This window comes from Ensifer sp. D2-11, assembly GCF_054161295.1.
In genome coordinates this window covers 219720-245623 of sequence record NZ_CP096436.1, presented here as the reverse complement: position 1 = coordinate 245623, position 25904 = coordinate 219720, and the positions used below count along the sequence as shown (strand labels likewise).

26 protein-coding genes and 5 pseudogenes are annotated in these 25904 nt (G+C 59.2%); 15 read left to right on the top strand and 16 right to left on the bottom strand.

Features of this window, described 5'->3' with window-relative positions:
- Window positions 1-78: 78 nt before the first annotated feature.
- From M1D34_RS32430 to M1D34_RS32415, 4 genes are all read right to left on the bottom strand, one after another.
- Complete coding sequence (locus M1D34_RS32430; RefSeq protein WP_498786469.1) at window positions 79-804, bottom strand: LysE family translocator; 726 nt, start codon at window positions 802-804, stop codon at window positions 79-81.
- Window positions 805-836: 32 nt separating this feature from the next.
- Window positions 837-1475 carry a GDSL-type esterase/lipase family protein gene (locus M1D34_RS32425; protein WP_498785131.1) on the bottom strand — a complete coding sequence of 213 codons (639 nt, stop codon included), beginning with the start codon at window positions 1473-1475 and terminating at the stop codon, window positions 837-839.
- Window positions 1476-1753: 278 nt separating this feature from the next.
- Window positions 1754-3295, bottom strand: a complete 1542-nt coding sequence (locus M1D34_RS32420) for a hypothetical protein (RefSeq protein ID WP_498785129.1) — start codon at window positions 3293-3295, stop codon at window positions 1754-1756.
- A 520-nt stretch (window positions 3296-3815) separates the two neighbouring features.
- Window positions 3816-4115 carry a hypothetical protein gene (locus tag M1D34_RS32415; RefSeq protein WP_127509590.1) on the bottom strand — a complete coding sequence of 100 codons (300 nt, stop codon included), beginning with the start codon at window positions 4113-4115 and terminating at the stop codon, window positions 3816-3818.
- A gap of 382 nt (window positions 4116-4497) precedes the next feature.
- On the opposite strand from M1D34_RS32415, the gene M1D34_RS32410 reads away from it, so the two are divergent.
- Window positions 4498-5004 carry a ferritin-like domain-containing protein gene (locus M1D34_RS32410; protein WP_127509593.1) on the top strand — a complete coding sequence of 169 codons (507 nt, stop codon included), beginning with the start codon at window positions 4498-4500 and terminating at the stop codon, window positions 5002-5004.
- A 550-nt stretch (window positions 5005-5554) separates the two neighbouring features.
- Here M1D34_RS32410 and M1D34_RS32405 read toward each other — a convergent pair.
- Window positions 5555-6447 (bottom strand): annotated as a pseudogene (locus M1D34_RS32405) (MBL fold metallo-hydrolase).
- 261 nt (window positions 6448-6708) lie between these two features.
- Here M1D34_RS32405 and M1D34_RS32400 point away from each other — a divergent pair.
- Window positions 6709-7629 (top strand): SDR family NAD(P)-dependent oxidoreductase, encoded by a 921-nt coding sequence (locus M1D34_RS32400; RefSeq protein WP_498786467.1) that lies wholly within the window; start codon window positions 6709-6711, stop codon window positions 7627-7629.
- A 126-nt stretch (window positions 7630-7755) separates the two neighbouring features.
- Here the strand turns inward: M1D34_RS32400 and M1D34_RS32395 are convergent, their stop codons facing one another.
- Window positions 7756-7965: a hypothetical protein gene (locus tag M1D34_RS32395; RefSeq protein WP_437409449.1), complete on the bottom strand. Its 210-nt coding sequence runs from the start codon at window positions 7963-7965 to the stop codon at window positions 7756-7758.
- 373 nt (window positions 7966-8338) lie between these two features.
- Between M1D34_RS32395 and M1D34_RS32390 the strand changes: the two genes are divergently transcribed.
- From M1D34_RS32390 to M1D34_RS32360, 7 genes and pseudogenes are all read left to right on the top strand, one after another.
- Window positions 8339-8638 carry a nuclear transport factor 2 family protein gene (locus tag M1D34_RS32390; protein WP_498786465.1) on the top strand — a complete coding sequence of 100 codons (300 nt, stop codon included), beginning with the start codon at window positions 8339-8341 and terminating at the stop codon, window positions 8636-8638.
- A gap of 73 nt (window positions 8639-8711) precedes the next feature.
- Window positions 8712-9065, top strand: a complete 354-nt coding sequence (locus M1D34_RS32385; RefSeq protein WP_498786462.1) for a DUF982 domain-containing protein — start codon at window positions 8712-8714, stop codon at window positions 9063-9065.
- Window positions 9066-9464: 399 nt separating this feature from the next.
- Window positions 9465-9803 (top strand): DUF2934 domain-containing protein, encoded by a 339-nt coding sequence (locus M1D34_RS32380; protein ID WP_437406267.1) that lies wholly within the window; start codon window positions 9465-9467, stop codon window positions 9801-9803.
- 325 nt (window positions 9804-10128) lie between these two features.
- The gene (locus M1D34_RS32375; protein WP_127509609.1) at window positions 10129-10620 is read left to right on the top strand and encodes a DUF4142 domain-containing protein; all 492 of its coding nucleotides are present in this window, start codon (window positions 10129-10131) and stop codon (window positions 10618-10620) included.
- Between the two features lie 215 nt (window positions 10621-10835).
- Entirely contained in the window at window positions 10836-10997 is a 162-nt protein-coding gene (locus M1D34_RS32370; RefSeq protein ID WP_437406269.1) for a DUF411 domain-containing protein, read from the top strand.
- Window positions 10998-11019: 22 nt separating this feature from the next.
- Window positions 11020-11142 carry a hypothetical protein gene (locus tag M1D34_RS32365; protein ID WP_437406270.1) on the top strand — a complete coding sequence of 41 codons (123 nt, stop codon included), beginning with the start codon at window positions 11020-11022 and terminating at the stop codon, window positions 11140-11142.
- Window positions 11139-11598, top strand: a pseudogene (locus tag M1D34_RS32360) (c-type cytochrome); the annotation flags it as partial. The gene M1D34_RS32365 and the pseudogene M1D34_RS32360, both read left to right, overlap by 4 nt.
- Before the next feature lie 30 nt (window positions 11599-11628).
- On the opposite strand, the gene M1D34_RS32355 reads toward M1D34_RS32360, so the two are convergent.
- Window positions 11629-12240, bottom strand: coding sequence for a class I SAM-dependent methyltransferase (locus tag M1D34_RS32355; protein WP_498786459.1), 612 nt, complete (start codon window positions 12238-12240; stop codon window positions 11629-11631).
- 45 nt (window positions 12241-12285) lie between these two features.
- Here M1D34_RS32355 and M1D34_RS32350 point away from each other — a divergent pair.
- Window positions 12286-12648: pseudogene (locus M1D34_RS32350) on the top strand (ISL3 family transposase); the annotation flags it as partial.
- Between the two features lie 1277 nt (window positions 12649-13925).
- Window positions 13926-14260: pseudogene (locus M1D34_RS32345) on the top strand (response regulator); the annotation flags it as partial.
- A 934-nt stretch (window positions 14261-15194) separates the two neighbouring features.
- On the opposite strand, the gene M1D34_RS32340 reads toward M1D34_RS32345, so the two are convergent.
- The 7 genes and pseudogenes from M1D34_RS32340 to M1D34_RS32310 all read right to left on the bottom strand — a co-directional run bounded on the left by M1D34_RS32340 (window position 15195) and on the right by M1D34_RS32310 (window position 21886).
- Window positions 15195-15437 (bottom strand): hypothetical protein, encoded by a 243-nt coding sequence (locus tag M1D34_RS32340; RefSeq protein ID WP_498786457.1) that lies wholly within the window; start codon window positions 15435-15437, stop codon window positions 15195-15197.
- A 565-nt stretch (window positions 15438-16002) separates the two neighbouring features.
- Window positions 16003-16264 (bottom strand): annotated as a pseudogene (locus M1D34_RS32335) (DUF1476 domain-containing protein).
- Window positions 16265-16491: 227 nt separating this feature from the next.
- Window positions 16492-17055 carry a dual specificity protein phosphatase family protein gene (locus tag M1D34_RS32330; protein ID WP_498786455.1) on the bottom strand — a complete coding sequence of 188 codons (564 nt, stop codon included), beginning with the start codon at window positions 17053-17055 and terminating at the stop codon, window positions 16492-16494.
- A gap of 414 nt (window positions 17056-17469) precedes the next feature.
- The gene (locus M1D34_RS32325) at window positions 17470-18507 is read right to left on the bottom strand and encodes a TerC family protein (RefSeq protein ID WP_498786454.1); all 1038 of its coding nucleotides are present in this window, start codon (window positions 18505-18507) and stop codon (window positions 17470-17472) included.
- A gap of 314 nt (window positions 18508-18821) precedes the next feature.
- On the bottom strand, window positions 18822-19646 hold the full coding sequence (locus tag M1D34_RS32320) for a universal stress protein (RefSeq protein WP_498786452.1): 825 nt from the start codon (window positions 19644-19646) through the stop codon (window positions 18822-18824).
- Window positions 19647-20378: 732 nt separating this feature from the next.
- The gene (locus tag M1D34_RS32315; protein ID WP_498786450.1) at window positions 20379-21272 is read right to left on the bottom strand and encodes an MBL fold metallo-hydrolase; all 894 of its coding nucleotides are present in this window, start codon (window positions 21270-21272) and stop codon (window positions 20379-20381) included.
- A gap of 404 nt (window positions 21273-21676) precedes the next feature.
- Complete coding sequence (locus M1D34_RS32310; RefSeq protein WP_498786448.1) at window positions 21677-21886, bottom strand: hypothetical protein; 210 nt, start codon at window positions 21884-21886, stop codon at window positions 21677-21679.
- A 317-nt stretch (window positions 21887-22203) separates the two neighbouring features.
- On the opposite strand from M1D34_RS32310, the gene M1D34_RS32305 reads away from it, so the two are divergent.
- Window positions 22204-22551 carry a nuclear transport factor 2 family protein gene (locus M1D34_RS32305; RefSeq protein ID WP_498786446.1) on the top strand — a complete coding sequence of 116 codons (348 nt, stop codon included), beginning with the start codon at window positions 22204-22206 and terminating at the stop codon, window positions 22549-22551.
- Window positions 22466-22945: a DUF982 domain-containing protein gene (locus M1D34_RS32300; RefSeq protein ID WP_498786444.1), complete on the top strand. Its 480-nt coding sequence runs from the start codon at window positions 22466-22468 to the stop codon at window positions 22943-22945. The genes M1D34_RS32305 and M1D34_RS32300 overlap by 86 nt, the downstream gene beginning before the upstream one ends.
- A gap of 214 nt (window positions 22946-23159) precedes the next feature.
- On the opposite strand, the gene M1D34_RS32295 is transcribed toward M1D34_RS32300, so the two are convergent.
- Window positions 23160-23420: a DUF2934 domain-containing protein gene (locus M1D34_RS32295; protein ID WP_018098581.1), complete on the bottom strand. Its 261-nt coding sequence runs from the start codon at window positions 23418-23420 to the stop codon at window positions 23160-23162.
- Window positions 23421-23577: 157 nt separating this feature from the next.
- On the opposite strand from M1D34_RS32295, the gene M1D34_RS32290 reads away from it, so the two are divergent.
- A complete protein-coding gene (locus M1D34_RS32290; protein WP_498786442.1) occupies window positions 23578-23841 on the top strand; it encodes a hypothetical protein in 264 nt (87 codons plus the stop codon).
- Between the two features lie 250 nt (window positions 23842-24091).
- On the top strand, window positions 24092-25090 hold the full coding sequence (locus M1D34_RS32285; protein ID WP_498786440.1) for a sensor histidine kinase: 999 nt from the start codon (window positions 24092-24094) through the stop codon (window positions 25088-25090).
- A gap of 242 nt (window positions 25091-25332) precedes the next feature.
- Here M1D34_RS32285 and M1D34_RS32280 read toward each other — a convergent pair whose 3' ends face one another.
- A complete protein-coding gene (locus M1D34_RS32280) occupies window positions 25333-25728 on the bottom strand; it encodes a response regulator (RefSeq protein WP_498786438.1) in 396 nt (131 codons plus the stop codon).
- Window positions 25729-25904: the final 176 nt, after the last annotated feature.

The window sequence follows — 25904 nt, the reverse complement described above, 5'->3', positions numbered from 1 at the left end:
CATGGCTCGAGAGCAGGTTGCGACCATGTCGATCCGCCAAGTTGCGAGGACCGCCGGGGCCCGGCTAACCGGTGGCGCTCATCGGCCAAAGGACGGCACGGCAACAGGAAACAGCAATCTAATGCCCAGTGCGACCATGATGGTGCCTGCGATGCGTTGCTGCCATACCATAATGGGTCTGTTGCGTGCCAACCAACCGCTGAACGCGCCCGAAGCCAGAGCCGCCGTGCCGAGGATCAGCAGTCCCGTCGCCTTCATCGTGCCTGCCAGAATCGCGAACTGCAGCGCAGGCGATCCGGCGGACGGGTGCACGAACTGCGGGAGGATCGCGAGCATGAAGGAAAGCGCTGCCGGATTGGTCAGGTTGCAGATCATGCCCTGCCTAAAGGCGCCAACAAGAGATGCGGACGCCAGATAATCCTGCTCTTTACCGGTTTCGCCGGCAGCTAGAAAACGGAATCCCACATAGATCAGATAGGCGGCCCCGATCAGTTGCATGGCCTTGTAGAGCGGCGGCGAGGAAAGAACGACGGTGGCTAGCCCCATTGCAAGCAAGGGAATCTGGATAATACCCGCCGCCACGCATCCCAAAGCCGCCGCAAGCGCGGCCTGCCTGCCCTGACCGATGCCGCGGCTGATGACGAGCATCATGTCTGGACCAACGCCGGAGAGTTGGTAGGCGAGTACTGCACCGAGGAATGCGGTGTAGGTGGACGGATCGGGCATGCGGCTGAAACGGTGCCGGCGGCGCGAAGTTCCTAGCTGAGTGAACGTAAAGGAGGCGTGGCCTATGGGCTCGGCCAAGGCGGAGCCGGAAGCAGCCGTGTTGGCCTATGTCAGCGTGCAATCAGTTCGCTGCGTCCAGCTGGAGATGGATTCGGAGCGAGAAACGAGACGATGGCGGCAGCGATTTTGCTGCCACCCTGCTCCGAGGGTTCAATGGCGTTGGCAAAATCGCTATCCTGGTTGCAGATGACGCGCAGGTCGATCAGCGCCACTCCGCGCTCCGCCGCTGCGCGTGTAATACAGTCATTGAGGATCGAGAGGGCTGTAACCGCAACGCGCCTTTGGTCGGGGTCAGCGTAGCGTACGTCGTAGATTGTGCAGATGGCGGTCGGAAGCTTGGCTGCCAGAATGGCGTCGAGAGTGGCGAAATAGCTTGAGCAGAACTGCTCTCTTGTTTCGGCAAGGGTGAGCAATGCCTCGGCGACCGACCGCGATGGAAAGTTCAAGACATCTGAGACGCGAAGTGCATCGTTGCCGCCCATGCTTACTACCAGGTGAGTCGAATCGCCGGGCAGCCGCTGCAACTGCAGGCGCACATCATTCATTCGACCGCCGTCAGCGGCCAGCAACGTGGCAGACCACCCAGCGGGCAACCTGCGCACAAGGTGCTGCAACACGTCCGCATCGCCTGGGATATAGGCGCGGTTGTCGAACACCGAATCGCCCAGAAGCACAACCTTCTTCGCCACAGCTACATCTCCTGCCAAAGTGAATCGCATGTGCGCAGCAGCAGGCAGCATGGCAGCCGCCACCAAAAGGCCTCTGCGCGAGAACGCCAACTTCACCGAACTCGTCTCCTGATCAGCCAACTATAGCTTAGCTAAGCTAGCGATGAGAGTGTGCCTGGAAGGTCATCGGAGCAGACTTAAACAGATGCCCGTCAGGGTTCGTCAGCACCCATCTCCTGTCGATCTGCCGATTAGCTTTGTCGCGTGGACGCCGCTGTCTAGATTGCGCAAGCGGAGGGTTATGTTGCGTCCACGCCTTTGTGCGGCCGCCCTCGCTCGGAATAGGCAAGCCAACCGAACAGGCCAACGATGCCCACCATGGCGATCCAGCCGATAATCATGCGCGTTTGTGTTTGGCCGGTCGGCATCTGAAGCTGGCCGACCTTCGGCCACATCACATGGATGTAGCCGTCCGGCTCGGCCGTGAGCGCCTTATCCTCGGTATCGACTTCAAGCATGATGCCGGGCATCGGCCGGTCTTCGCTGCTTACCATAATGTGGACCGGCGCCATTGCCGCAATCACTTGTCCGTCACGCTTTACGGATCCCCAACCCCAAAGTGCAATCTCGGGCTTCATCTTCGGCAGTTTCCCCGTGCCGATGCCGGTGTCTCCGTGCATTTCATGATCGTAGACAACACCCGACCAAGTCGTGTATAGGCCGAGCGGATGGCGGGGCATGGACTTGTCCACGGTGATCTCGTACTGGGCGCTACCTGACGTGAAGACGGCCCGCACGCGCATTCCATCAGTGTTTTGCACATGCGACCACCGATTGCCCATTTCAGATGTTTCTACAATGATCTCCCCGCTGATTGGTTGGGTGCGCTGCAGATTCGTCGGATCGGGGCCGACCACGCGCATGCCTTGGCCAGATGCGCGGGCACCCGCCAGCATGGCATTGGTTCCCTTCTCCACCGGCAGAGTTTGACCGAATACCGGATATGCGACTGCAATAATCAGCAGGGTCATTGCCACGCCGGTCCAGTCGAGCTTCCGACGCATCTTCATCAAATAGCCGCCGAGCCACCAGCCGAGAAGGGCCGAGACGAAGGCACCTGGGAATGACCACCACCAGAGGTCCTCGTATCCGGAATAGGTGGGAGGACGAAGCGGCAGACCCCGTGGACCGAGGTACATATTGTACGCCACCCAGACGAGCGCGAGCATCAGTGAGCCAACGATCCAGCCAACTCTGCCGACCCCCGCATAGGCGGTCCACGCACAAACGAAGACGAAGCCGATCAACGTATGCTGGACGAAGAAGGTGACGCCGGGAAAATGCCGCAAAAGAAGCATTTGCGTCAGCACCCCGTCGACCGCTACAATCAAAACGGTTGTGAGGAGCCCATAGACGGCGAAATGCCAGGTCTGGGCGCGTTCAATTTGCTGTGTTGGACGGTTGCGCCGCCACAGCCAGAGCGCCAGCAGATAGCCGGCAAAGATCGCCAGAAAATGCGCGGGAACGCCGGTCACCCACAGATGGTTGAAATCCAGCCATTCCGGCTCCTGAGGCAGTCCAACAGGGGCGAGCCATTGGTAATAGATTTCTAGAATGGCCGTATGAGCCGCGGTGAGGATCAGCCCCGGCAGAATGCCGATCCCAAGAAAGGCCGTGCCGAACAGGAAAACGCTGGTGATAAGAAAGGACTTCGTCACCCAGTAGGTCCAGTATGGGTCGTTGTCCCAAAAGAGCCCGTGGGCGATGACGGCGTCGATAAAAATTCCGGAAAGACCGACGAGAACGGCGAATTTGACCGTGTCCTTGGCTAGCAGAAACATGGCCGCCACTCCTGAAAGGTGCTTCGACAACCGGCGCTTGTCGCCCTAATCTTGCAATCGGAGCTTTGTTCCCTGCAGCCGGCATTGACCAGGTGCGAGGACGACTTCTGGCGCAAGCGAAATGGCCCCGGGGCGACCGGATGTTTTTGCGTCGTATCATGGAGATCGCACGGCGTAGTAAGCGTGGCCCGGTGGACGGGTGGTAGCGTTCGTTTTGTAGGTTGATGGTGTCCACTACGGATTCGGTGGACTGTGTTTTCAGGAGACCAGTTCCAAGCAAGGACTTCGCCGATCGCGTTTGCGGGGTGATTGGCGGGTGCGATCGATGACTGCGGCGAGACGGCTTGCGGGTTGAAGCCGGCCATTCATCCGCTTAGCTGAAGGCGCAACGTGCGCGGCGACAATCAAGACGAGGCTCGTCTGATTCTGATCGTCGCTGACGGCGACGAAACGTCCACATGGTAAAGGTCCGACATTGTTCGAACCGAGAGCAGCCAACCGGAAGCAGACGCGGGGCCGCTCAATATGCTCTCGGCGGAACGAACAGGCAGATCGTCTTGCCGTAATCTTTGCCAGCGGCCGAGCACCAATGATATTCGCCGTCAGGTGAAATGCGCACCCTTCTATCGCCATAAGGAACGACCTCACCGGTCGCCTCCACAGTATAGCCTTGCGGGCGCTCGCTTATCGCCGTCTGTCCCACTTCGCGACAATCCAGGTTCGAGCAGCAGGAGCTAGGATACTCCCAGCCGCTCGGAGCGTAGTGGGCGAAGACGGTCGCTGGCAGTCCGCAAAGGAGCACGATGAATATTGCGCGCATTTGCAAATCCCTTCCTCCGATCGCCCACTCGCGAAGCCTTGAGGAGACTGGGCGGCTCTCTTTCATGAGCTTCAAACCTGCGGATCGGCGAAATGATCCCGCAACCGACTCACGCCCCGCAGTTCCGAGCCGTTTTGAGCGTCGGCCGCCGTGCCGCCTATTGGCCAGCGTCCCCAGGTCACTGGAAGGTATGCTCTGCAGGGTTTCGAATGGGACACCGGAGTATCCTGGGGCAGGATGGGCTGAGCCGTTCTGGCAGGCACACGCCTGCTTCATTGCGGTCCAAAAGTTCAGTCCCCGGCGGAAGCCGGCGCTGCGAGTTGAACGGAACTTCCGAGAGATCTTCAGGTTCTACGCGAAACAGTTAGGAAAGGAACATGCAATGTCGGACCCGAGAGAACATCTACATGCATGGCTAAGGGACGCGCATGCCATGGAAGAACAGGCCATAACCATGTTAACCAGTCAATCTCAGCGACTGGAAAACTATCCGGAGCTCAAAGAGCGGATCGATAGGCACCTGCAAGAAACGCGAGATCAGGCCGCGATGCTCGAACGGTGCTTGGAACGGGTCGGCGGGGGTACTTCAAGTGTCAAGGACATCACTGCCAAGATGGTTGCCTTCGGCCAAGGCATGAGTGGTCTGTTCGTCGACGACGAGGTCGTCAAAGGCTCGCTTGCCAGCTATACCTTCGAACAGATGGAAATCGCAAGCTACAGGATCCTGATTGCCGCCGCTGAGCACGCTGGTGATCAGGAGACAAAACGCGTCTGTGAAACGATCCTGCAGCAGGAACAGGAAATGGCGCGTTGGCTTGACGAACACGTCCCTGCCATCACGCGAAGGTTTCTTGAGCGTGACCGGCAGGAGGTAACCGCGAAACATTGACGAAAAGGCGTGATCGAAAACCGCACTATATTCATCGCGGTTATGGCGCTTCGGCTTTGATTAACAACATGGAAGTTGCTTGGTCATACGCGCAGTGGAGTCCGCAGAGTGCAGCATCTTAGCCGTGATCTTGGCGACGGTTGAACAGAAATGGGAGAAGAAGCATGGTTGATAGCACGCAACATAATGAAGACCCGGCCGAGGGGTCGAGGGAAACGATCGAGCGTGAATTGGCAAGGAGTGGTCGAGACGGAGCCGGCAAGGACGGGGACCGCCCGGTACCGCGGCAGCAAGTCAGTTCAAAGACGGCAAACGAAGGAAAGCGAAAGCGCGGAGACTCCAAATCACGGTGAGGAGTCGTCCTTTCGAAGGGCGGCCAGGAAGATTTCAAGGCCGCACACTGCCGTGCGCGGCGAAGGCGGCGATTGTCACTGCCGCGCTCTTTGCAGCTTTGAACCAGATGACCGTACCGCCACCGATCGCGGCGGCAATCGCGGCGATTTCATAGCGGATAAAATCCCTCGCCGTTTCAATGAAACAACGAAGCGATCTAGCGATACTCGCCACCCTTCCTTTCCTCGGCGGGTCTGTCGACAAATTCGCCGTCATCGGGCACGGCAAGGCGATCGAAGTTCCGGGCGAGCGCATGCAGTGCGTCGCGCATTCACGCCCCCTGCATTGCAGGGCCGTGGCCGGTGATAACCCGCTCCGGCTCGAGTGCGGCGAGCAGTTCGACCGAGGTGCGGGCGTTCTCCCAGTTCGTGGTGTAATACATTGGCGGCCCATGCATCTCCGGTTGTTGTACCGTGACGGCATAGGCGGACTCCTGCCGCGTCGTAATGAAGGCGTCACCGGCGATGATCGTGCGGTCAGCCTCCCGCCAGAGCGATACATGACCCGGAGTATGTCCGGGCGTGTGAAGCCAGCGCCAGCCCGGCATTTCTGGCACGCTGCCGTCTTCGGGGAGGGTTTGAAGCCAACGGCTCACATCCACGGGGCCGCGCGGAAAAAGCGGCGAAAGCAACGACATCAGCCCGCCACCGACAGAGGGGTCCGGTGGCGGATAGGAGGCGCTGCCGTCGAGATAGGGACGTTCAAGCGCGTGCGCGTAGACGGGAGCGTCCCACCGGTTGGCAAGCTCCTCGAGAGCGCCGACGTGATCAAAGTGGCCATGTGTCATGATGATGGCGGCGGGCCGCGCGTTCGGTCCGAAACGTTCCTCGGCAGCTCCGGTGATCAAACCGGTTGTCCCATGACCCCGGCATCGATCAGCACCCATTCGCGGTCACCGGCACCTGGCGTTCCAAAAAAGACGACATTGACAATTGCCAGCCGGCGATAGGCGAGATCGGGGCAGATTTCGTGCGTGCCGTCGTCGCGCGCCGCGTCATTCTCCGGATTTTCGGCCCGTCCATTGGGATCGAGCGGTATCTGCTGGGCCATATGCCTGCCTCCTCTTGCGCTGATTGAAACGAGGCCGAACAATCGACGACGAGAGAGCCGGCGAGAAGGTCCGTTGGCGTGAGCGTTCGAATTTTGGCGAACCGCTGAGAAGGAACATTCCTGTTTGGCATGGCGTTTCAATGACGGGACTCGCGAGCTTTTGGAGCTTGCAATGGCCGATCGTGACCATTTTCGACCGCCAAGCATTGCCAGACATTTTGGCTGCGCGGTTCATCCGTTGTTTGCCAGGCATTTATAAGGATGCGCTTCCCACTGTCCAAGGAATCGGTTGTTGTCGTCACGGGAGGATCGAGCGGCGTGGGCAGGGCTATAGCCCTCGAGTTCGCTCGTAAGCGGGTTCGGCTCATCCTCGCTTCCAGAGACTTAACAGTATTGGAGGACGCGGCGAATGAGTGCCGCGCTCAAGGTGCAACCGTCATCGCACATAGCCTGGACATGAGCGATGTGGTCGCGGTCGAAGAACTCCGCCGAAGGGCGGTTGGCGAATTCGGACGGATCGACGTTTGGGTAAACTGTGCTGCGCTGCTCTTGTTCGGCCGTTTCGAAGACTTACCGGCTGACGACTTTCGCAGGGTTGTCGAGGCGAATCTCATCGGTTACGCGAATGGCTGTCGGGCGGCCCTGACGCAATTCAAGGCGCAGGGTGGGCGCGGGGTGCTCATCAATATGGGTTCGATGCTGGGGATCGTTGGTGAACCTTTTGCCAGCGCCTATGTCGCCACGAAATTTGCCATCAGGGGCCTGAGTGCCTGCCTGCGGCAGGAGTGCGTCGATATTCCGGAAATTCGCGTCTGCACGGTATTGCCGGGAGCGCTCGACACGCCGATCTATCGGTCTGCCGGCAATTATTTTGGCCGAACACCCCGCGCAATTTTCCCGGTCTATTCGCCCGAGACTGCCGCCAGGATCGTTGTTCGGCTTGCCGAACGGCCGAGGCCGGAGGCTCTGGTCGGCACATTCGCTTATGCTCTGATGCTTGCTGCCAGATTGGCCCCGAGAGTTCTCGAGCGAATGATCGGTCGGTTCGCAGCAGGATTGCAGTTCAAGGAAGAAGACGCGCCTCCGGTTCCAGGAAATCTGTTCGAGAGCATCCATTCAGGCGCGGTTAGCGGTGGCTGGCAAGAATACTGGAAGCGCAAGTTACGTTTGAAGGTTCGATAGGAGCGGCAGGTGGGCCGCTAAGGCCGCTGTCACCGCCCCGCATCACGCGAACCGCGGATCGACGCGCTGATAGCTTCTGGGACGCACTCGCCGGACCACGGTGTTATCGGCGAAACCACAACGCAATCAGCCTTTCGAACCAGTAGCGAGCTTTTTCAGCACCTCCACGTCGCGCACACCCGTTTGATAGATTGCGATCAGCCTGGCGGCGAGTTCCTCAGCTTTTTCTCCCTCTCTTGGGATCTGGTATTCATCCACGATCTGCTCGAAGAGATTACCCAGCATCTCGACGTCGTCAGGACTGATCGCTGCAGATTCATAGCTGCGGCGTTCCATGGCGCAACTCCAGACTTGGCGCCGGAGAATTTCGCCTCCGGTCGCGAGCGGCTCAAATTAAAGTCGATGAAGCGAACAGTATACGCGTTTCGAGCAGATTTGCAGCCGTGTTGAGGCGGCCGCAGCCTGGCGCACGACCGCCGCCGGATACTTTCTGTCCGGCTCCATCTCCCACCCGCCACCATAGCCGCCCTTTTGTTGCTCCCCGGTGGGGGCGGTGGAGACGGGCCGCTTCAGCTCGGCGGATCAATGGCATGGAAGCCGGAACCAAAGTTTCCCTCGGCGGTTGTCCACGTCATTTCCGCCACCGTGAGGGAGAGCTTCCGTACTACGATCCACCAGTGAAGTTTTCGACAGCCATCTGAACTTGCGAATGGACGGCGACCTGGAACGGGATCTCGTCGAAAACTACTCGGAGGACGTAGTGCTCTTGACGCTGAACTCGAACATGAGCGGGCATGAGGCAATTCGTGCATCGGCCGCTCGGCTCGCAGAGCAGCTCCCCGGGGCCAGGTTCGAGTTTATGGCAAAGCAGGTGAGCGGCCCATATGCGCTGCTGATCTGGAGGGCGACAAGTCAGCGCTACGATGCCGTCGAGGGCGCGGACAGTTTCGTCATCGAAGCCGGAAAGATCGTTTTCCAATCGATTCACTACAAGCTGGTAGCGGGTTAGCGGCGGCCGATGTTACGTGCGGCTCTAAAATCTTCTGCAAAGTAGAATGTGTGCAAAGAAATAGGGCTGGAATTTGGAACCCGGAAAAGCCTTGCCGGTTATCGCAAGGAACACCACAGGACGTTCCAATGAGGAGACTCTTTGGCACGTACCTCTGTCGGTCACCCTGCAAAACGGCATGGCTCGTCGGTTCACTGGCCCTTACGACGCTCTTGATTTCCTGGAGTACGAGTGGCCGTGTCATGGCAAGCGGTACCATCGTGCGGTACGCGACTGTCGTGCCGCACTGTCCGGATTAATAAGCGCCGAGGTCGCAAGAGCCTCATTCACCACCGCATGCGCCGAGGCGTCCTTGGCGTGCAGCGACGTGTACGCCGGCTGTACGTTCGAGTTGCCGGGGATTCCTGCCACCACACGGCAGCATTGAGAGACGCCAGGTTCGCTACTGCACTCCCAGTCAGGGGCGTCGCGGAACTTTCCACGAGTGGCTACATTGTAAAGGAAGGTAAGGAAGCATTGGAGGACCGCAAAATGGAAGGTCTCCTGCTAATCTTGGTTATGTCGCTGCCGCTCGGCGCGGCGCTGCTGCTCTTGTGGCGTGGCCCTGTCTGGAAAGAGCGTGTCGGCCCGTCCAGATTCGCAGCGATCTGGTGTGCCGAAGCCACACTCTCTGGAAGAGCATGACCGATTGAGCAGTTTTCCGGCTTCCGAACGGCGGTGGGCTGGTTGTCTCGCGGCTTGAGATTCGTCGCACAGGAAAGCGCACGGGGAAGAGAGTGGTGTGTTACAGTCGAACGCACGGTGATATTTTTTGCGGGAGAGAAACATGACAACCGAAGACGAACGGGATGAGCGTATCCGTCGACGTGCCTATGAGATCTGGGAGAAAGATGGGAAACGTCACGGCGACCATGAACGGCACTGGCACGAGGCCGCTGACGAAATCGACAAAGAAAACTCCATGAGGTCTACGGTGGGCGAAAGCGGTTTGGCGTCGGACCTCCAACCGGGCCAGGTGCAACCGGACGGTGGACCGGGCCGTGGCGCGGCGGGCATTGGAAACGACGGCAACATGGAGGCGAGAAGCTCAGGGCGAAGCGGCAGCGCGGCCGGACGGCGTAGCAAGGGCAGCAAAGACGCCGCCGATCCGGGCACGATCAGCTAATATTGGACCTCTCGAACATCGTCTGCGTAGAACTTAATTCAACGATCTCGGTGCAGGTTCTGGACCCCCGGATGTGGAGTCGGAGGTATCGCGGTGTCGGACCAGCAAGTCTGATTGCCTCCTCGCTTAGCGCCAGCGCGAGCGGCGACGCAATGAGCGGTTGCGCCGATTTTGGCGTACTCTGGGTTCTTGTGGACTTTCACATCCCATGGCACAGCCAGGTTTTGATTGACATGCGCCCTTTCTGGCGATGATTGTTGTGGAACACCTCTCCGGCTGCGCGGTTGGAGCGCTTTCCACCCTGCGTCAAAACCGGAGAATCCCCATGCGAATGATCAAGATAGCCGTTGCCGCAGCCTTCCTCGCCGGTGCGCCATATGTCTACGCGCAGCAGATGTCGTCCGAGGAGTTCGTGACCATGGCCGCGAGTTCCGACATGTTCGAAATTCAGTCGAGTCAGCTCGCGATGCAAAACAGTAAACAGGACGGTGTGCGCCAATTCGCCGAGATGATGGTTGCCGATCACACTAAGGCCGGCCAGGAACTGAAGGCCGCCGCAGGAGAGGCCAAGGTCACGGTTCCGACGCAAATGATCGAGAAGCACGCGGCAGAGTTGGAGAAGCTCAAGAATGCGCAGGGCGAACAGTTTGACGCGGCCTATGTGCAGGCTCAGCTCGCAGCCCACCAGGAGGCGTTGAAGCTGCTGCAGAGTTATGCGCAGGGCGGCGATAGCGCACCTTTGAAGGCGCATGCGGCGAAGACGGCGCCAGTCGTCCAGGGGCATCTGGAGCACGCGCAGAAGCTCAGCGGCGGCTAAAACGAGTCGAGCATCTGGCGTGGTGTGGCGCAGCGAGCGCTGACGTCCCAATGCCTACTGCGAAGGCTATGCCGACTATCTGAGGCAAAACGGGTTCAACTTGAGCGTCAAGCCGACGCACGACCTCGCATCGATGGGCCGCGAAGCAGGCATTCCGGACGACGTCCAGGGCTGCCACCTCTCCATGATCGACCGCTACGTGGTCAACGGCCATTGTGCCGATCGGCACGGTAAAGAAGCACCTGACCGAACGGCCCGACATCAAGGGCGTGACGCTGCCCGGCATGCCGATGGGCTCGCCCGGCATGAGCGGCACCAAGGAAGGTCCGTTCGAGATGCTGGAGATCCGGGAGTCCGGCGGCGTCGGTAGCGTTTAAGCCAGGGAGTAGGAGCAGTCCGATGATGGAGGGCATGGGCGACATGATGTTCGGAATGGGCTTGGTGTGGCTCCTTGTCATCGTCTTGATCGTCCTTGGAGTTGCGACGCTCATCAAGTACCTGTTCTTCGGCGACCACCGATGAGTAGGATCGCAGTTCTTTTCTCAACGCTCGGGGTTCGGATTGGGGGTCGCATGGGCCATGGCCTTGGCTGGCCGCCCGGATGAACGGCGATGCCTCGCCCGCCACAGTCGCGCTCGGAAAGGCACTCTACGCGTAGCGCTGCGCCACCTGCCACGGCGCGAATCTCGAAGGACAGCGGGACTGGAGAAGTCCGCGGCCCTCCGGCCGCATGCCGGCCCCGCCGCACGACGCATCCGGCCACAACTGCCATCACCCGGACGGCGTGCTCTTCCGTATCACCAAGGAAGGATCGGCTGCGGTTGTTGGCGGAAACTATCAAAGCGACATGCCGGATTCGGAAATGTCCTGAGTGACAACGAGATCCGCGCAGTGCTCGCCTTCATCAAGAGCATCTGGTGGGAACGGGAGCGGGAGTATCGGGGGGAGATGAGCCGCCGGCAGCGGGAGACGTCTCAGTGGCAGCGGGCTTGCGCTGTCGGAAAGCCATCACCTCGGCCGTGCGCTGCCTTCGTACATGAACGTCATCGGCTTCGGGCCGGGCATGTAGCCGGTCTCGACCCGATCCAGGTGGAACCCGCCGTCCTCGATCATGGACTGAATTGGGCGGTTGAGATGGCAGCCGCCGCTGAGGCGACGCCAGATCGGCGTGAGCCGGTCCTGCCACCAGCGCACGCTGGCGTCGGGTGCCAATCCATGCTCGACGAACAGCAGCTTGCCGTGAGGCTTCAGCACCCGGCGCATCTCCGCGATCGCCGCGGCGGCCTCCGGAACCGTGCACAAGGTCCAGGTCGTCACAACCGTGTCGACGCTCTGGTCGTCAAGGGGGATGGATTCTGCAGACGCCTTGATGAAGCTGACGGGCATTCCTGGATCCGGCACACGACCCGCCATCGCTAGAAGTTTTGGGGCCGGCTCGAGCGCGAGAACTTCCCGCACCGTCGGACCGTAGAAAGGCAGGTTAAGACCAGAACCGACTCCGATCTCAAGGACTCGCCCCTCCGCCGCGCCGATCACCCGCTCCCGATAGGGCCGCAATCGGTCGTTGCGCATCGAAAGATCGCAGAGCCTCGGCAAGATGATATCAGCGTAGATGCCCATGTGCTCCCTTCCGCGTCCTCAGGCAAGCAGTATCCAGGCCCAGCGCGCGGCCTGCTGACCGATCGTCAGGCCGGAAAGGTTAATGCCTTGAAGCAGGGCTCGACGGTCTTCGCCATAATGCGTGGCCTGGCCATGCGCTTCAACGGCATCTTGCGCAGCAGGAGCTCGGAGGCACTGGATGAATGGATCGACGATGCCATTGATACCGAACTCACGGCGATCATGCGCTTCGCCAGCGTTTTGCGCCGGGATATCGATGCCGTCAAAAATGCAATCGAACTCCCCTGGAGCAACGGTCAAGTGGAAGGGCAGATCAACCGGCTCAAGATGCTGAAACGAGCAATGTACGGTCGCGCCGGCCCAGAACTGATGAGGGCGAGAATGCTGCCGCTGAATCACAGAATTTGAGGATGAACCGGGCACGCGGGGTTCAATCAGGCGGTGGGCGGCGAGGTCGATCACATCGTCGCCGGCTCCCAGCCACTGATGTGCCGCAGCGGCTGCCCGACCTCACCCCAGGTCGGGAAACGACGCAGTTGCCTTCGGAGATCTTCAACATATGCCGAGCGCAGAGCTGCTCCGAATACCCGGGATGAGCGGACGTGAGATTGGGGCGAGATCCATTTCCCGATTTTGAAGAATCGTCGATAACCCCGCTGGGCAAATAAAGCCGCTTCCCTTGATTCCGCTTGTGCTGAGAGCAAAATATGCGCATGCGACGTTCGAAGCGGTTCCCTTCAATGGAACAGGGCAATTGCGCCCCATCTATATGATGGCCACGTCGCGATCGGAGCTGCAGCGGTCTCCCACTTCCGCCACTGCAGCTCTGTTTGTCCTTCGCCATCTCGCGTCTTGCCGTTGGCTCCCGCGTTTACGCAGAGAATCGGGAGCCTGTTGGATTCTTGGAAGTGGCAGCGCCCCCTGGGGGCGTGAACTGAGAAGGACGCTGCCAGTCGGTCGGCCTCTGCGGAAGGAGAAATAAAAGAGCCGACACGAAGTCTCCGCGCGCAGACAGTCGCTCTGCCAGCGACGCGAATCAAACGGGCGGCCGCGCACATGGTTCCAGAAAAATTTGCCGGCCAGCTATATGAAGTCCATCTGCAGCTCTGCTTGCGTTCTTAAATGATTTCGCCTGTCTTGAGCACGTCGGAGAAGAAAAGCAGCGCTCCCCCAGGTGGCTGGAGCGCTGCAGTCGACCCGTTCTACGGAGAACGCCGGTCATGATGAGGAACTCAACTCAAACGACCGGCCGATGGAAATGTTCCGCCAGATTCATGTCTGTGAATTCGGGAGAGACATTAGCTCCAAGAGTAGCCCAAAAGGGTTACTGGACAACGCAACCTGCGATTTGGAACATAAGCCTGCTATAGCACGACAAGACCTCTCATTTCAGCAGCAATTTAGAGCAGTGCCCCGCGCCCACTGGGCGGGGCACTGCTTGGATGGCCTCAATGAAGGCCGTCGAGAATACGCTCAACAGCCTGTCGATCGATGCACGTGTGATGCGAGAAATCCTTCAGCGGATCGAGGCCAGCCAGCGCGATCGCGCGCAGTTGCGGCGCTGACGAGGCTTCGCTCTAAAAGCCTAACCCACCAAGGGGCACCTTGAGCAAGACGGGACAAAAGACGCGAAAGAGCGGAAAGCCGCGGAACCGTACGCCACCTTGAGCTTTCAGTCAGGTTAAGCCGCGCAAGGTGCCGAATTTCTCGTCACTTCGGTCACGAGCGGCGCAAAAGCTATAGCCATCCTGCGCTCTGTTAACTCGCAAATTGATGGCGTGGTGACCGACATTCGGTTTCGCGAGTTTCCGGATGGTTGGGAGGTCGCGCGCGTTGCTCGTGAGATCGACGCATTCATGCCGATCGTTTATATCAGCGGGCATGGTGCTCTGGACTGGGTGTCAAGAGGCGTCCCAGACAGTATCATGATCGAAAAACCGTTCACCCCGGCCAGTTGGTGACAGCCGTCTCCCAGCTGCTCAACGCCAGACCGCCCCGTGCTCCTCAGCCTGGCGCCTGATTGGCGAGAGGAAACACGGAAGAGTCAATCACCAGCTGCTACCATCTTTCGCAGCTCGTCCCGCTGACGATGGCCAGATTGGTAGACCGATATCAGCCTTCTGGCGATAAGCTCAGCAGCTTCGCAATTGCGGCGAAGTCCCTTCTCGGCCAGGATCTCAGTGAAAACGGCGTCCAGCATGTTGACGTCGTCCGGAAGAACCGAAGAACCGCGCCCGTATGATCGTGTGACAGTATCATCGCGCGACCTCCTAAGGGGGGCGAAAGCGCGGTTGTCTCAGTCGACGGCGCCCGTGCCCGTGTATTTACCGTTGATGAACGCATCATGCGCCCTCAGGTGACACTCCTGCAAATAACAATGCTAATCTGAGTTCTTTTTGGATTTCCCATGGGCTCAGTTCGCTTGCCAGATTTGCCAACGCGCTTGATCCCGCTTCTGCCGAGAGTAAAATATGCGCATGCGACGTTCGAAGCGGTTCCCTTGGATGGAACAGGGCGAGAGCTCAATCGGATGGAAAGCGTCGCGATCGGAGCTGCAGCGGTCCCCCACTTCCACCACTGCAGCTCTGTTTGCGTGGGGCGTATGCGATAGCAGCGCCCTAGGGAAGGAGAGGGCGCTGCTTGGCCCGTCGACTAGGCGAATATCGGAAGGAAAATAAGCGTCGACCTTGCCGAAAAAGCCGCTTCAGGGAAAAGCGACGATTCACAAACTCAATTCCCGCAGGGATGTTCGTCCCGGTCAGGCCGAAGTTTCTGCTGCACTGAAAAGGGGCAGCGCCCCGGCAGATGCGATTAGGAGCGCTGCAGTTGTCCGACATGTGCGACTGTCCGCCAGTCGAAATTCAGAGGGAGAAAACTCTGAAATGGGAACGCCTCTGAAACGCCGTGTTGGCTGGAATGTTCCGGATCAATGCTCGTTTTTGAGAGCGGCAATTTCAGGCCGGCTCCGGTAGCAGCTGCCGGGGAAGGGGACTGTCGTCTCCACCGCCATCCTCGTCATCCGGCCACCACCCCTGCCAATCGTCTCCAAGCGCTTCTCTTGCTTGGCTACCATCGAGACGGCCGATAAGCATCTGAAGCAGCTCGTGCTCTGTGATGCCGCTTTCATTGGGCAAGTACGCCGCGATTTCCTTGTGACAATCCCAGATCAGCTTTTTCATTTTCAGCGCATCGGCCATGGTCGTCTCCTCAGGGCAGCGATGAGACCCCAGATCTGCTTTGAAGGGACGACACTCGCAGATCTGGGACCGCGCCCTCGGTAACTCATGTTGCCACCGCGCGCTCATCCGATATGTGTCGAGACCGGCAATCGACAAGAGTCTCAAGACTTTGGTCCAAAAAGATTCATGGCCTGCCGCATCGTCGCGTCAGCGCCGGGGCTCCCTTATCAAGATTGCATTGCCGTCTCGGTTTTCACACTTCCCACAGCGCATTTTCGGTGCGAGCCGAAGGACGCTTTGCCTCTTGCCGAAACGTGCGGCCAGCGACCGCCGGTCAACTCGGGCAAGGTGGCCGCAGCTCCGGCACTTGCCCAGGACGTCGCACCATTCGGGAAGGTTCGCGAAAGTAATCTCTTCAGGGGCACCGGCTGGGGTCGCATCACCAGCCGGCTCCTTCGACCACGAGCCCTGCACGGCTTGCTGCTGTGATGTTCACTTGTTGGGCCAAGAAGGTCGCATAATGTATCGATCGGAACTGCGCTGCCGTTCGTGGCAAAGTGATTTCTATCAGGTTAAGCAGTGCTCAGTTGTTTTTGATCTGCTCGACTGCAGCCGCCAGCAATTCATCCATGATGCTGCGAATCTGAGTATCTGACAGGACTACGCCGGCCGCATCGAAATCGGTGCGCACCTTGCGGAACACATCATTGTCCCCGGCCTCTTCGAAGTCTGCTTGAACCACCTCCTTCGCATACGCGTCCGCATCCGCCGAGCTTTTCGGCGGCCCACAGGCCAAGCAACTTATTTCGACGGGCCATGGCCTTGAACTTCGTTTCCTCGTCCATCGCGAACTTCTTTTCGAAGCCTTCCTGACGATCTCTTATGCTCACGGCTTAGCCTCCAGTTCCGGTATGATTTCCGACGTGCCCGATATCCACCAGATCTCGAGGTTCGTCGGAACCGAGCATGGCGCGGTTGGACGATGCTCGCAAGTCCTGATCGTGTCAGTCGGTGGACGCAAGCTCGCGGCAATCCCGGTGGGCGACAGCGTAGTAGGTTCTACCCAGAGGCCTCAACTCGTCAGACCGAAGAGGGCCTCTTCGAGGATCTCCCAGCTTTCATCCATGGCAAAGGCTGCAGAAATGTAGGGAAGGCCGATGTGGCCGTAGCGGACCGACAGCTGCCGCTCCGAGATCTCTTCGTCGATGCCGGCGATCTGCTGAAGGTAGAGCATGGAGGCCAGTCCGGTTCTATCAGCGCCGGCTTGGCAATGGATGAGTATCGGCTTCGGTGCGGTCTGCAGCAACGCGATCAGCTGCCGCGCCTGCTGCGGCGACACCCGTTTCGAAGCTGACAGCCGGAAATCGAAATGAGCGATGCCGGCGTGGCCGGCGGCTTCGACCTCCTGCAGATACCAGGCCTCCCTGCTCTCGCCACGGAGGTTTACAATGGCTTTGATGCCGTATTGCCGTGCATAGGTCGCGATGTCCGCGGCAGAAGGCTGCGCCGACCGGTAGAGCTCCGCCGGCAGCACCTCGTGGAAATTGCCGGTGAGTTGGAGAACGCCCAGATAGCCGCCGAAAACGAGCGCAGTTGTCCAGGCCGTGCCTGCGATTGCCTTCAAAAATCTGTTCATGTTCAACCCTGTTGTTGCGCAGGAAAGTGGACGGAATCAGCAGACCTGGCTTTCCCGGCGGGAGCGCCATGCTCGCGACTGCATTCGCGAGACCAAGACCGAGGTCTATTGCCGGTGATCGGGTGATCGTCCGACCCTTATCGATACACTTGCCGGGACGACCGCGCGCGGTGCCTTCCAGCCGACGCCGGGCGCGACCCCGACGACCTGACAGGTCACACGTTTGGGATAGATTCAGATAATGCACTCCGATGTTGCCGTTGGATCCATGATCGTCGGAGCATTATCTCCCGGACCTGTCCAAATACTGACGGGTCTGTGAGACTTGGCTTGGCGGCGCTTTTCGCAAGCTCCCAACGATACTGGATCCTTCCGGCAAAACGCCCGCAAAGCGCGCGCCCGATAGCCCGGCGCTCAACCCCTTTGCCTCATACGAGAGCGGCGGGTGTGGAGCGCGGAATAGGCGATGGCGCCACCGATCAAAAGCAGCGTTACAAGTAAGGCCCACTGTGGCGCCAGGTAAGGCACCAGGCCGAGCTCTTTTGAAAGGCCAAAATTCCAGATGATCTTCGCCCCAATTAACACGAGCACCAGCGACAGTCCGTACTTCAGGTATTTGAAATGCGCCGCCGCCGCGGCGAGCATGAAGTACATCGAGCGTAAGCCCAGGATGGCGAAGACGTTCGACGTGTAGACGATGAAGGGATCACGCGTGACCGCGAAGATCGCCGGAACAGAGTCTACGGCGAAAACGATATCGGCGGTTTCAACCATCGCCAGCGCCAGAAAGAGTGGTGTCGCGTAGAGTGTCGCGTGCCCGGTCGCGGGATGCGGGAGGTGAACGAAGAAATGGTGACCGTGCCGTTGGTCTGTCACCCGCAGGTGTCGGCGGGCGAAGGCGAGAATTCTGCTGTCCCCAAGCCTGAACTCCGCGCCGCGTCCGGTGATCATCTTCCAGCCGGTGTAGATAAGGAACACCGCGAAGACGTAGAGCACCCAGGTCCAGGAATTCACGACCGCGGCGCCAAGCGAGATGAAAATCCCGCGAAACACGATCGCTCCTATGATCCCCCAGAACAGCACACGGTGCTGATACTCGCGAGGGATGCAGAAGTGGGTGAAGATCAGCGAAATGACGAAGATATTGTCGAACGCTAGTGCCGTTTCGAGGAGATAACCGGTGAAGTACTGGACGACCGCCTGGCGGTTCAGATCGGCGGGAATATCGTAATACTGCGGATCTGGCTCATACAGGAGAGCGACGTACAGTCCGAACAGCACTGCACATGCGGAGAAACTCGCCCACATCAGCGCGCTCTTAGTAGGCGAGATGATCTGGTCCTTCCGGTTGATGATGCCGAGGTCAAGCCACAATAAGAAGCCAATAAAGCTTAAGAAACCAAGCCAGAGCCAAGCCGTCTGTCCGGCATACTCAATGGAGAGGAAGTCCAAGGGCCGCTCCTTTCACCGCAGGGACTCAATCGCGTGTTACGAAAGGACTGCAGGCGGAAGAAGCGCGACCGTCTAAGCGGGGAAATGTGCGCTCACGCCCACAATTCTCCAGTCCGACATCGCGATCGCTCCGCGACCGCCAGAGGGGCCCGGTCTGGCATGGATAGGATAGGGTTTCCGGTGAACTAGTCAATTCCTACGACGAGTGTCCGGACGCCTGTATGGACGGTCCTTCCGGTTGCCCTCGCAGCGCAGATTTTTGCTGTGATAACAGCCCTGCCCAAAATCAAGCTTGCAATGCGGCGCAGGTCAGATCATCGAACCAGCATTACTGGCACAACCTGCGCGTCGATCATCGCTTGGGTCACGCCGCCGAAAACCTTTTCGCGAACGCGCGAATGCCCATACGCGCCCATGACGATCAAATCAGCTGACGTATCGACCGCATGCTGGTTGAGAACTTCCTCGGTCCGACGTCCGGCACCTCGGAGCCTATCAATGGTCACTGTGATGCCGTGACGTGCCAAATAAGAGGCGATGTCGTCGCCAGTTTCCACCCCGGTTTCTGCGACCGCTCGGGGCTCGACCACAACGACGTTCACCCCGTCGGCACCTCTCATCAACTCCAGCCCTTCGCGGGCAGCACGCGCGGATTCGATGGAGGAGTTCCACGCCAGAAGAACCCGCTTCGGCTTCAAGGTTGCCGATCGGAGATCTGGCGCAAGCAGGATCGGGCGCGCCGAATGGAAGAGCACACCTTCTATCATGAGGCGCCGCAGACGCTTATCCGCTCTCAGGCTCGGACCGATGAGGGTGATGTCAGAAAATCGCGCACATTCTCCGAGATCGTGTTCTATCCGCATCGAATCGGCGTATCTCCCAAGAACATTGAAAGATATTCCGGAGTTGTTGAGAGCCTCGCGAGCTCGCTCGATCGCCTGGCCGACTTCTTCTATTTGGCTGGTCCTGTCGAAATCCCATGAAACAGCGGCAAAGTCTCTGATTGGAGGCAGCGTTGCCATTGCAACAGGCATTACTGTGAGGTGCACATCGTGCGCGGAGCAGAGATCCGCAGCTGCCCTCAGATCACCTTCGAATTGCTTGACGCCAACGACAAGGAGAATTGATTTGTAGGTCATCATCGATCTCCCGGACCCGGTGAGTGCGAAGACAGTTTGCGCCCACCTAGCGCGGGGCACAAGAACTTCGCGTGACAGGGCGCAGCCGTTTCGACGTCGGGTCTACCGAGTGCTGAAGACCGACTGTAAGGCGATTGGATCGGAGCTACCTTTTGCTCAACCGAACGAAGCGACAACCATGCCGAGGACGGATGCGGCGAGGGCGGCAGTGGCCGTCCATCCGAGCCATCGCAACCACCGCGGACCGTGAACTCTCCTATAGGCTTTCTTTTGCTGTCATCAGCATTACGACGGTCATCACCGGCACCCTAGTAGAGGCCGCCGGCGTGACGGCAATCTGCAGATGCGTGAGCAATGGGTTTGAGCTTCGACAGCGAATCGTTCGCTACTTGCGCGCGGTTCCGAACAAGGTTTTGGCTCCATCCACCCTAACCACAATAGTCGGCAACTCACCGGTAGGGATGCCCCGTCTTGAAGGGGATCCTTCCAACTCACGAAAAACACGCTGCCGATAGCGCGGAAATGATTTGCCGGATTTCTGCTGTAGGGGTCCGAAAAGTTTGAGTTGTCTCGGTGTGGTAGTCTTGCGATAGTTGCAGTTGCGCAGGCAGTGACTGGCGTTCGTAGAAATGCCCAAGGCTTAGACGAGGCGTTACGCACTTTTTTGGCATTGCGGCCGAATTTCATAGCGCATTAGACCACTTCTCCGTTTCAATGAAACAGCGAATTGATCTAGCGATATTCGCCACCTGTTCGTTCGCCGGCGGGTCTGTCGACATACTTCCCTTCCACCGGCACCGCCACACGATCGAAGTTCCGGGCGAGTGCATGCAGTGCGTCGCGCATTTCCGTCCCCTGCATGGCAGGGCCGTGACCGGTGATGACGCGCTCGGGCTCTAGCGCGGCGAGCTGTTCGACCGAGGTGCGGGCGTTCTTCCAATGCGTGGTGTAATACATCGGCGGCCCGTGCATCTCTGGCTGCTGAACGGTAACGGCGTAAGCGGATTCCTGCCGGGTCGTTGTGAAGGCGTCACCTGCGACGATCGTGCGGTCAGCCTCCCGCCAGAGCGATACGTGGCCCGGAGTATGTCCGGGCGTGTGAAGCCAGCGCCAGGCCGGCATTTCCGGCACGCTGCCGTCTTCGGGGAGAGTTTGAAGCCAACGGCTCACATCCACGGGGCCGCGCGGAAAGAGCGGCGAAAGCAACGACATCAGCCCGCCACCGACCGAGGGGTCCGGTGGCGGATAGGAGGCGCTGCCGTCGAGATAGGGACGTTCGAGCGCGTGCGCGTAGACGGGAGCGTCCCACCGGTTGGCAAGCTCCTCGAGAGCGCCGACGTGATCGAAGTGGCCATGTGTCATGATGATGGCGGCGGGCCGCGCGTTCGGTCCGAAACGTTCCTCGGCAGCTCCGGTGATCAAACCGGTTGTGCCCATGACCCCGGCATCGATCAGCACCCATTCGCGGTCACCGGCACCTGGCGTTCCAAAAAAGATGACATTGACAATTGCCAGCCGGCGATAGGCGAGATCGGGGCAGATTTCGTGCGTGCCGTCGTCGCGCGCCGCGTCATTCTCCGGATTTTCGGCCCGTCCATTGGGATCGAGCGGTATCTGCTGGGCCATTTGCCTGCCTCCTGTCCCGCTGAATGGAATGAGGCCGAACAATCGCCGATGCGATTGGTTCCGCAGGTACGAGAGCCGGCGAAAAAGGTCCGTGGCGTGAGGCAGATACTGGGGAACCGCCCAGAAGGAACATTCCTGTTTAGTATGGCGTTTCAATGAACGGACGCGCGAGCTTGGAGGATGGAATGGCAAATCACCCTTCTCGGCCGGAGATTGCCAGACTTTGCGGCCGCGCTGCTCGTGCGCTGCTCGCCAAGCGGCTGTAGGATGCGCTTTCCGCTGTCCTAGGACGACAGGGGGCCGTTCCTGCCGCTCTCCGCTCTGGACGTGCGCCCACCCAGTTACCAATGAGGGGACCGTACGCGAACCGCCAGATGCTGTGGTCCCTCGGGCGACTTAACGAGTCAGCCTTGCGGACCTATGGCGAGACGTTTCAGCATCTCCACATCGCGCACACCCGTTTGATAGGTTGCGATCAGCCTCGCGGCGAGCTCTTCAGCTATCTCTCCGTCTCTTGGGATCTGATATTCATCCAAGATCTGTTCGAAGAGATTACCCAGCATCTCTACGTCGTCAGGACTTATCGCTGCGGATTGGTAGCTGCCGCGTTCCATGGCGCAACTCCAGACGTGGCGTCGGAGAATATCGTCTCCGGTCGCAACCGGCTCACATCAAAGTCGATGAAGGGCACAGTATACGCTTTCCGGGCAGATTTGCATCCTTCTTGGCCAACCGCAGCCTGACTCAACGGCCGCGAGGGACGCTTCCTACGTCCGCTCCCGATGTGTCGCACCCGGCATGATAGCCGCCCTTCTTGGTACTCCCGGTTGGGATGGGCGGTTCCACTTCACGCGTTGGACGCGGAATACCGGAACCAAAGTTTCTCGTCGGGGTTGTTCACGCTGTTTCCGCCACCAAGAGGGAGAGCTCCGTGCCCCGATCCACCAGTGAAGTTTTCGACAGCCATCTGAACCTGCGAATCAACGGCGATCTGGAACGGGATCTCGTCGAGAACTACTCGGAGAAAGTGGTGCTATTGACGGTAAACTCGAACATGAGCGGGCATGACGCAATCCGTGCATCGGCCGCTCGGCTCGGAGAGCAGCTCCCAGGGGCGAGGTTTGAGTTCGTGGCTAAGCAGGTGAACGGGCGGTACGCATTGCTGATCTGGAGGGCGACAAGTCAGCGCTTCGATGCAGTCGAGGGTGCGGACAGTTTCGTCATCAAAGCCGGAAAGATCGTTTTCCAATCGATTCACTACAGGCTGGTGGCGGCTTAGCGGCGGCCGATGTAGGCAAAGGAAAGGGCTGGAATTTGGAACCCGGATGAGCTTTTGCCGGTTATCGCAAAGGAAATACGTCAGGAGGTCCCAGATGAAGGAAGTTCTTTGGCGCGTACCTCTGTCGGTAACCCTGCAAAACGGCATGTCTCGCCGGTTCACGGGCCCCTATGAGGCTCTTGATTTCCTGGAATACGAGTGGCCATGTCACGGGAAGCGGTACCACCGTGCGGTACGCGACTGTCGTGCCGCACTGTCCGGAATCTTAAGTAACGAGGTCGCAAGAGCCTCATTCGCCACCGCCTGCGCCGAGGCATCCTTGGCGTGCAGCGACGGGCACGCCGGCTGTGCGACCGAGTTGTCGGGGAATTCCGCCGCCACACCGCACCATTGAAAGCTGCCAGGTACGCCTACTGCACTCCCGTGAGCGGCGGCGCGGAACTTCCACGAGTGCTAACTGAAATCATTGGTACAGCAACCTCCTACAGATGATCAGCGCCTTGTGATCAAAATCGGGCCCGTCACACATCAACGTCGACGGGTCTCCGAAGGATTGGGTGGACCCAAGTCTCGTTGGTGAGATCAGCAGTCCGTCTCAATCAGCTGTGCTACTCTCCCGTGTGCGGCGAGATCCGTCCTTCCTCTTCAAGCTCTTTTTGAGCCTGGTGCCAATGCCGCTCATGGCCGCCGTCAGGCCGCCCCTCGCGTTCCCAGATCTCATAAGCGCGTGCCCGAATCCGATCTTCATCGTCTTCTGTGATCCGATCCGGTGGTTCCGTGCGGTTCTGGTCTTCTCTCTCCAGTTCTCGTTCGATCGTTTCCCGCGACCCTTCGACCGGATCTTCGTTCTGCTTCTTTCTGTTAGCCATCATTTCCTCCCTTGTACGACTAGTGGATGTAGGGCATTGGCTAGAGAAGGGAACTGACTCATCGCTTATTGTGCACTCGTCTCCGGCGCGGTGAAGCAGCCGGAAGCACCTGGTCGGTTCGGCGCAACAATGCCCGATTCAATTGTGGTTGCGGTGCTTGGCTGCCCAGCCAGCGATGGGCCTTTCAGCGACGCTGTTCGGCAGAGCGCCAATTCGCGACGCAGGTTTGCGCCTGCTCAATGCCGCAGAAATCCTAGGCATCCGCGGCGGGCTGACGCATGCACTTTCCGAGGACGCGCGGGTCTTCAATCAGGCGGTGGGCGGCGAGGTCGATCACATCGTCGCCGGCTCCCAGCCACTGATGTGCCGCAGCGGCTGCCCGACCTCACCCAGGTCGGAAACGACGCAGTTGCCCTCCTAAGATTTTCCAGCGCGAGCGGTGGCCGGAACGAGTTGCAGGAACACTCGGCTGGCGGCCGCTGTCGAGAAGACAGGCAATTCTCGTTTCGCTTTGCCGGCGGTCTGTGTCCATCCCCTCGAACGGAGGCGAACTGTGTTGGTCGGGACTAGCCGCCAATCCCATCGACTTTCCGTCAGGAACAAGGCCCTTTGCGCACGCATTGCGAGCTGTAGTATCTTTCCGAGACGGCGCAGCGGGAGGGGGCAGAAGCATGAACCTTGAAGACCTTTACCGGCTTTTGCGAAACGGTCATATCGAAGCGCAAGGAATCATCGACACGGTCCCCGATCCTCTACTTGTGCTTGACCGGAACCTGTGCGTCGGATCCGCCAGCCGGGCATTTTTTGCAACTTTCAACGTCGACCGTGACGAGACAATCGGTCAGCACCTCTATGAACTCGGCAACGGGCAATGGGACATTCCTGAGCTGCGCCATCTGCTCGAAGAGGTGATCCCGAAGAGCACGGCGGTCGTGGACTATGAGGTCGAGCATCACTTTCCGAGCATTGGCCGGAAAACGATGCTCGTCAGTGCGCACCGGTTGTTCCATCCCGACAACAACAGCCGCACCTTGCTACTCTCGATCGTGGACGCCACGGAGCGACGCCAGCTTGAGGCCGAGAAGGATGTGCTCTTGGGTGAGCTCCGGCATCGCATGAAGAACCTGCTCGGCTTGGTGCAGGCCATTGCACGCCAGACCAAGGCCTTGGATCGAACGGGCGAGGAATACCGCGACGCATTCCTCGGTCGGTTCAATGCGCTGGTGCAGGCCCATGATGCCGCATACTCGCAAGAAGGCGAGGCCGACCTCCAAGAGGTGCTTCAGCGAACGCTCGAGCCCTATTCAGAAGGATCGCTCGGAGTTCTCGTCGAGCCGGGGCAGAGCGTATCGCTTGCGTCGAAGCAAATCATGCCGCTAAGCCTGATTGTTCACGAGCTCGCGACCAATGCGATCAAATATGGCGCGCTTTCAACACCCTCTGGACAGGTTCGCGTCCGCTGGGAGGTTGAGGAAGCGAGTGCTCCAAGTGTCCGGCTGGTGTGGCAAGAGAGCGGCGGCCCTTCGGTAACTCCGCCGTCCTCCTCCGGTTTCGGCACGCAGCTTATCGACTTCGTTGTCAGCCGCGAATTGGCAGGACAGGTGGAACTGAACTATGCACCTTCCGGTTTGATCGTCGAGATCGTCGCACCGTTAGGATCGGTCTCATAAATTGAGGCTGGTCACATGCATAAGACCGTGCTTGTCGTGGACGACGAGTTCCTCATCGCGATGGATTTATGGCTGCTGCTTGAGCGATACGGCTGGTGCGTGCTCGGAACTGCCGCAACGGTGAAGGAGGCGCTTGAATTTTTGGCTCGCGAAGTGCCGGCTGTGGCAATTCTTGACGTCACCCTCAGGGACGGTTCCGTACAGGACAAAGGCGAGAGCCCCCGTGAGGGGTTAGCCCCAGGTCATTCCAAAGTTGCAGCTCCTGCAGTCCTGTCGTTTAGCAACTGCGAAATTGCAACGATCAATTGTGACATGCCGAAAGGCTTTTCGATCATGATACTCTTAGGGACGCCTTGAGAAGCCCAATCGGGAGCACTGTCTCCGCTGATGTAGACGACCGGCATCTCAGGGTCGATCTCCCTTGCAATGCGGGCGACGTCCCAACCGCTCGGGGATTCAGCGAAGCGGATGTCCGTGACTATTCCAGCAATGGAGGACTCTGCGGCTTTCAAGTGCTCGACTGCCTTCTTGCCGCTCGTCACCGCCAGAACCATGAACCCGGCCTCTTTAAGCGCGTCTTCGAAGTCCAATAGCAGGAGAGTCTCGTCTTCTGCGAGCAATATGGTGACTGATTCCAATGCCTGTCCCCCGAGAATAAGGTTCCCGTGAACGCGCGGTTTGGCAAACGGTTCCCTCAAATGTGACTGGATTCGGCGCCTTGCTCAGGTTTCCTGGTCAGGCGAGACCGGTATTCGCGCAGCAGCTGCGACCAATCACGTTCGTGACTTACCGGCTTGCGTCCACAGGTGCCGCA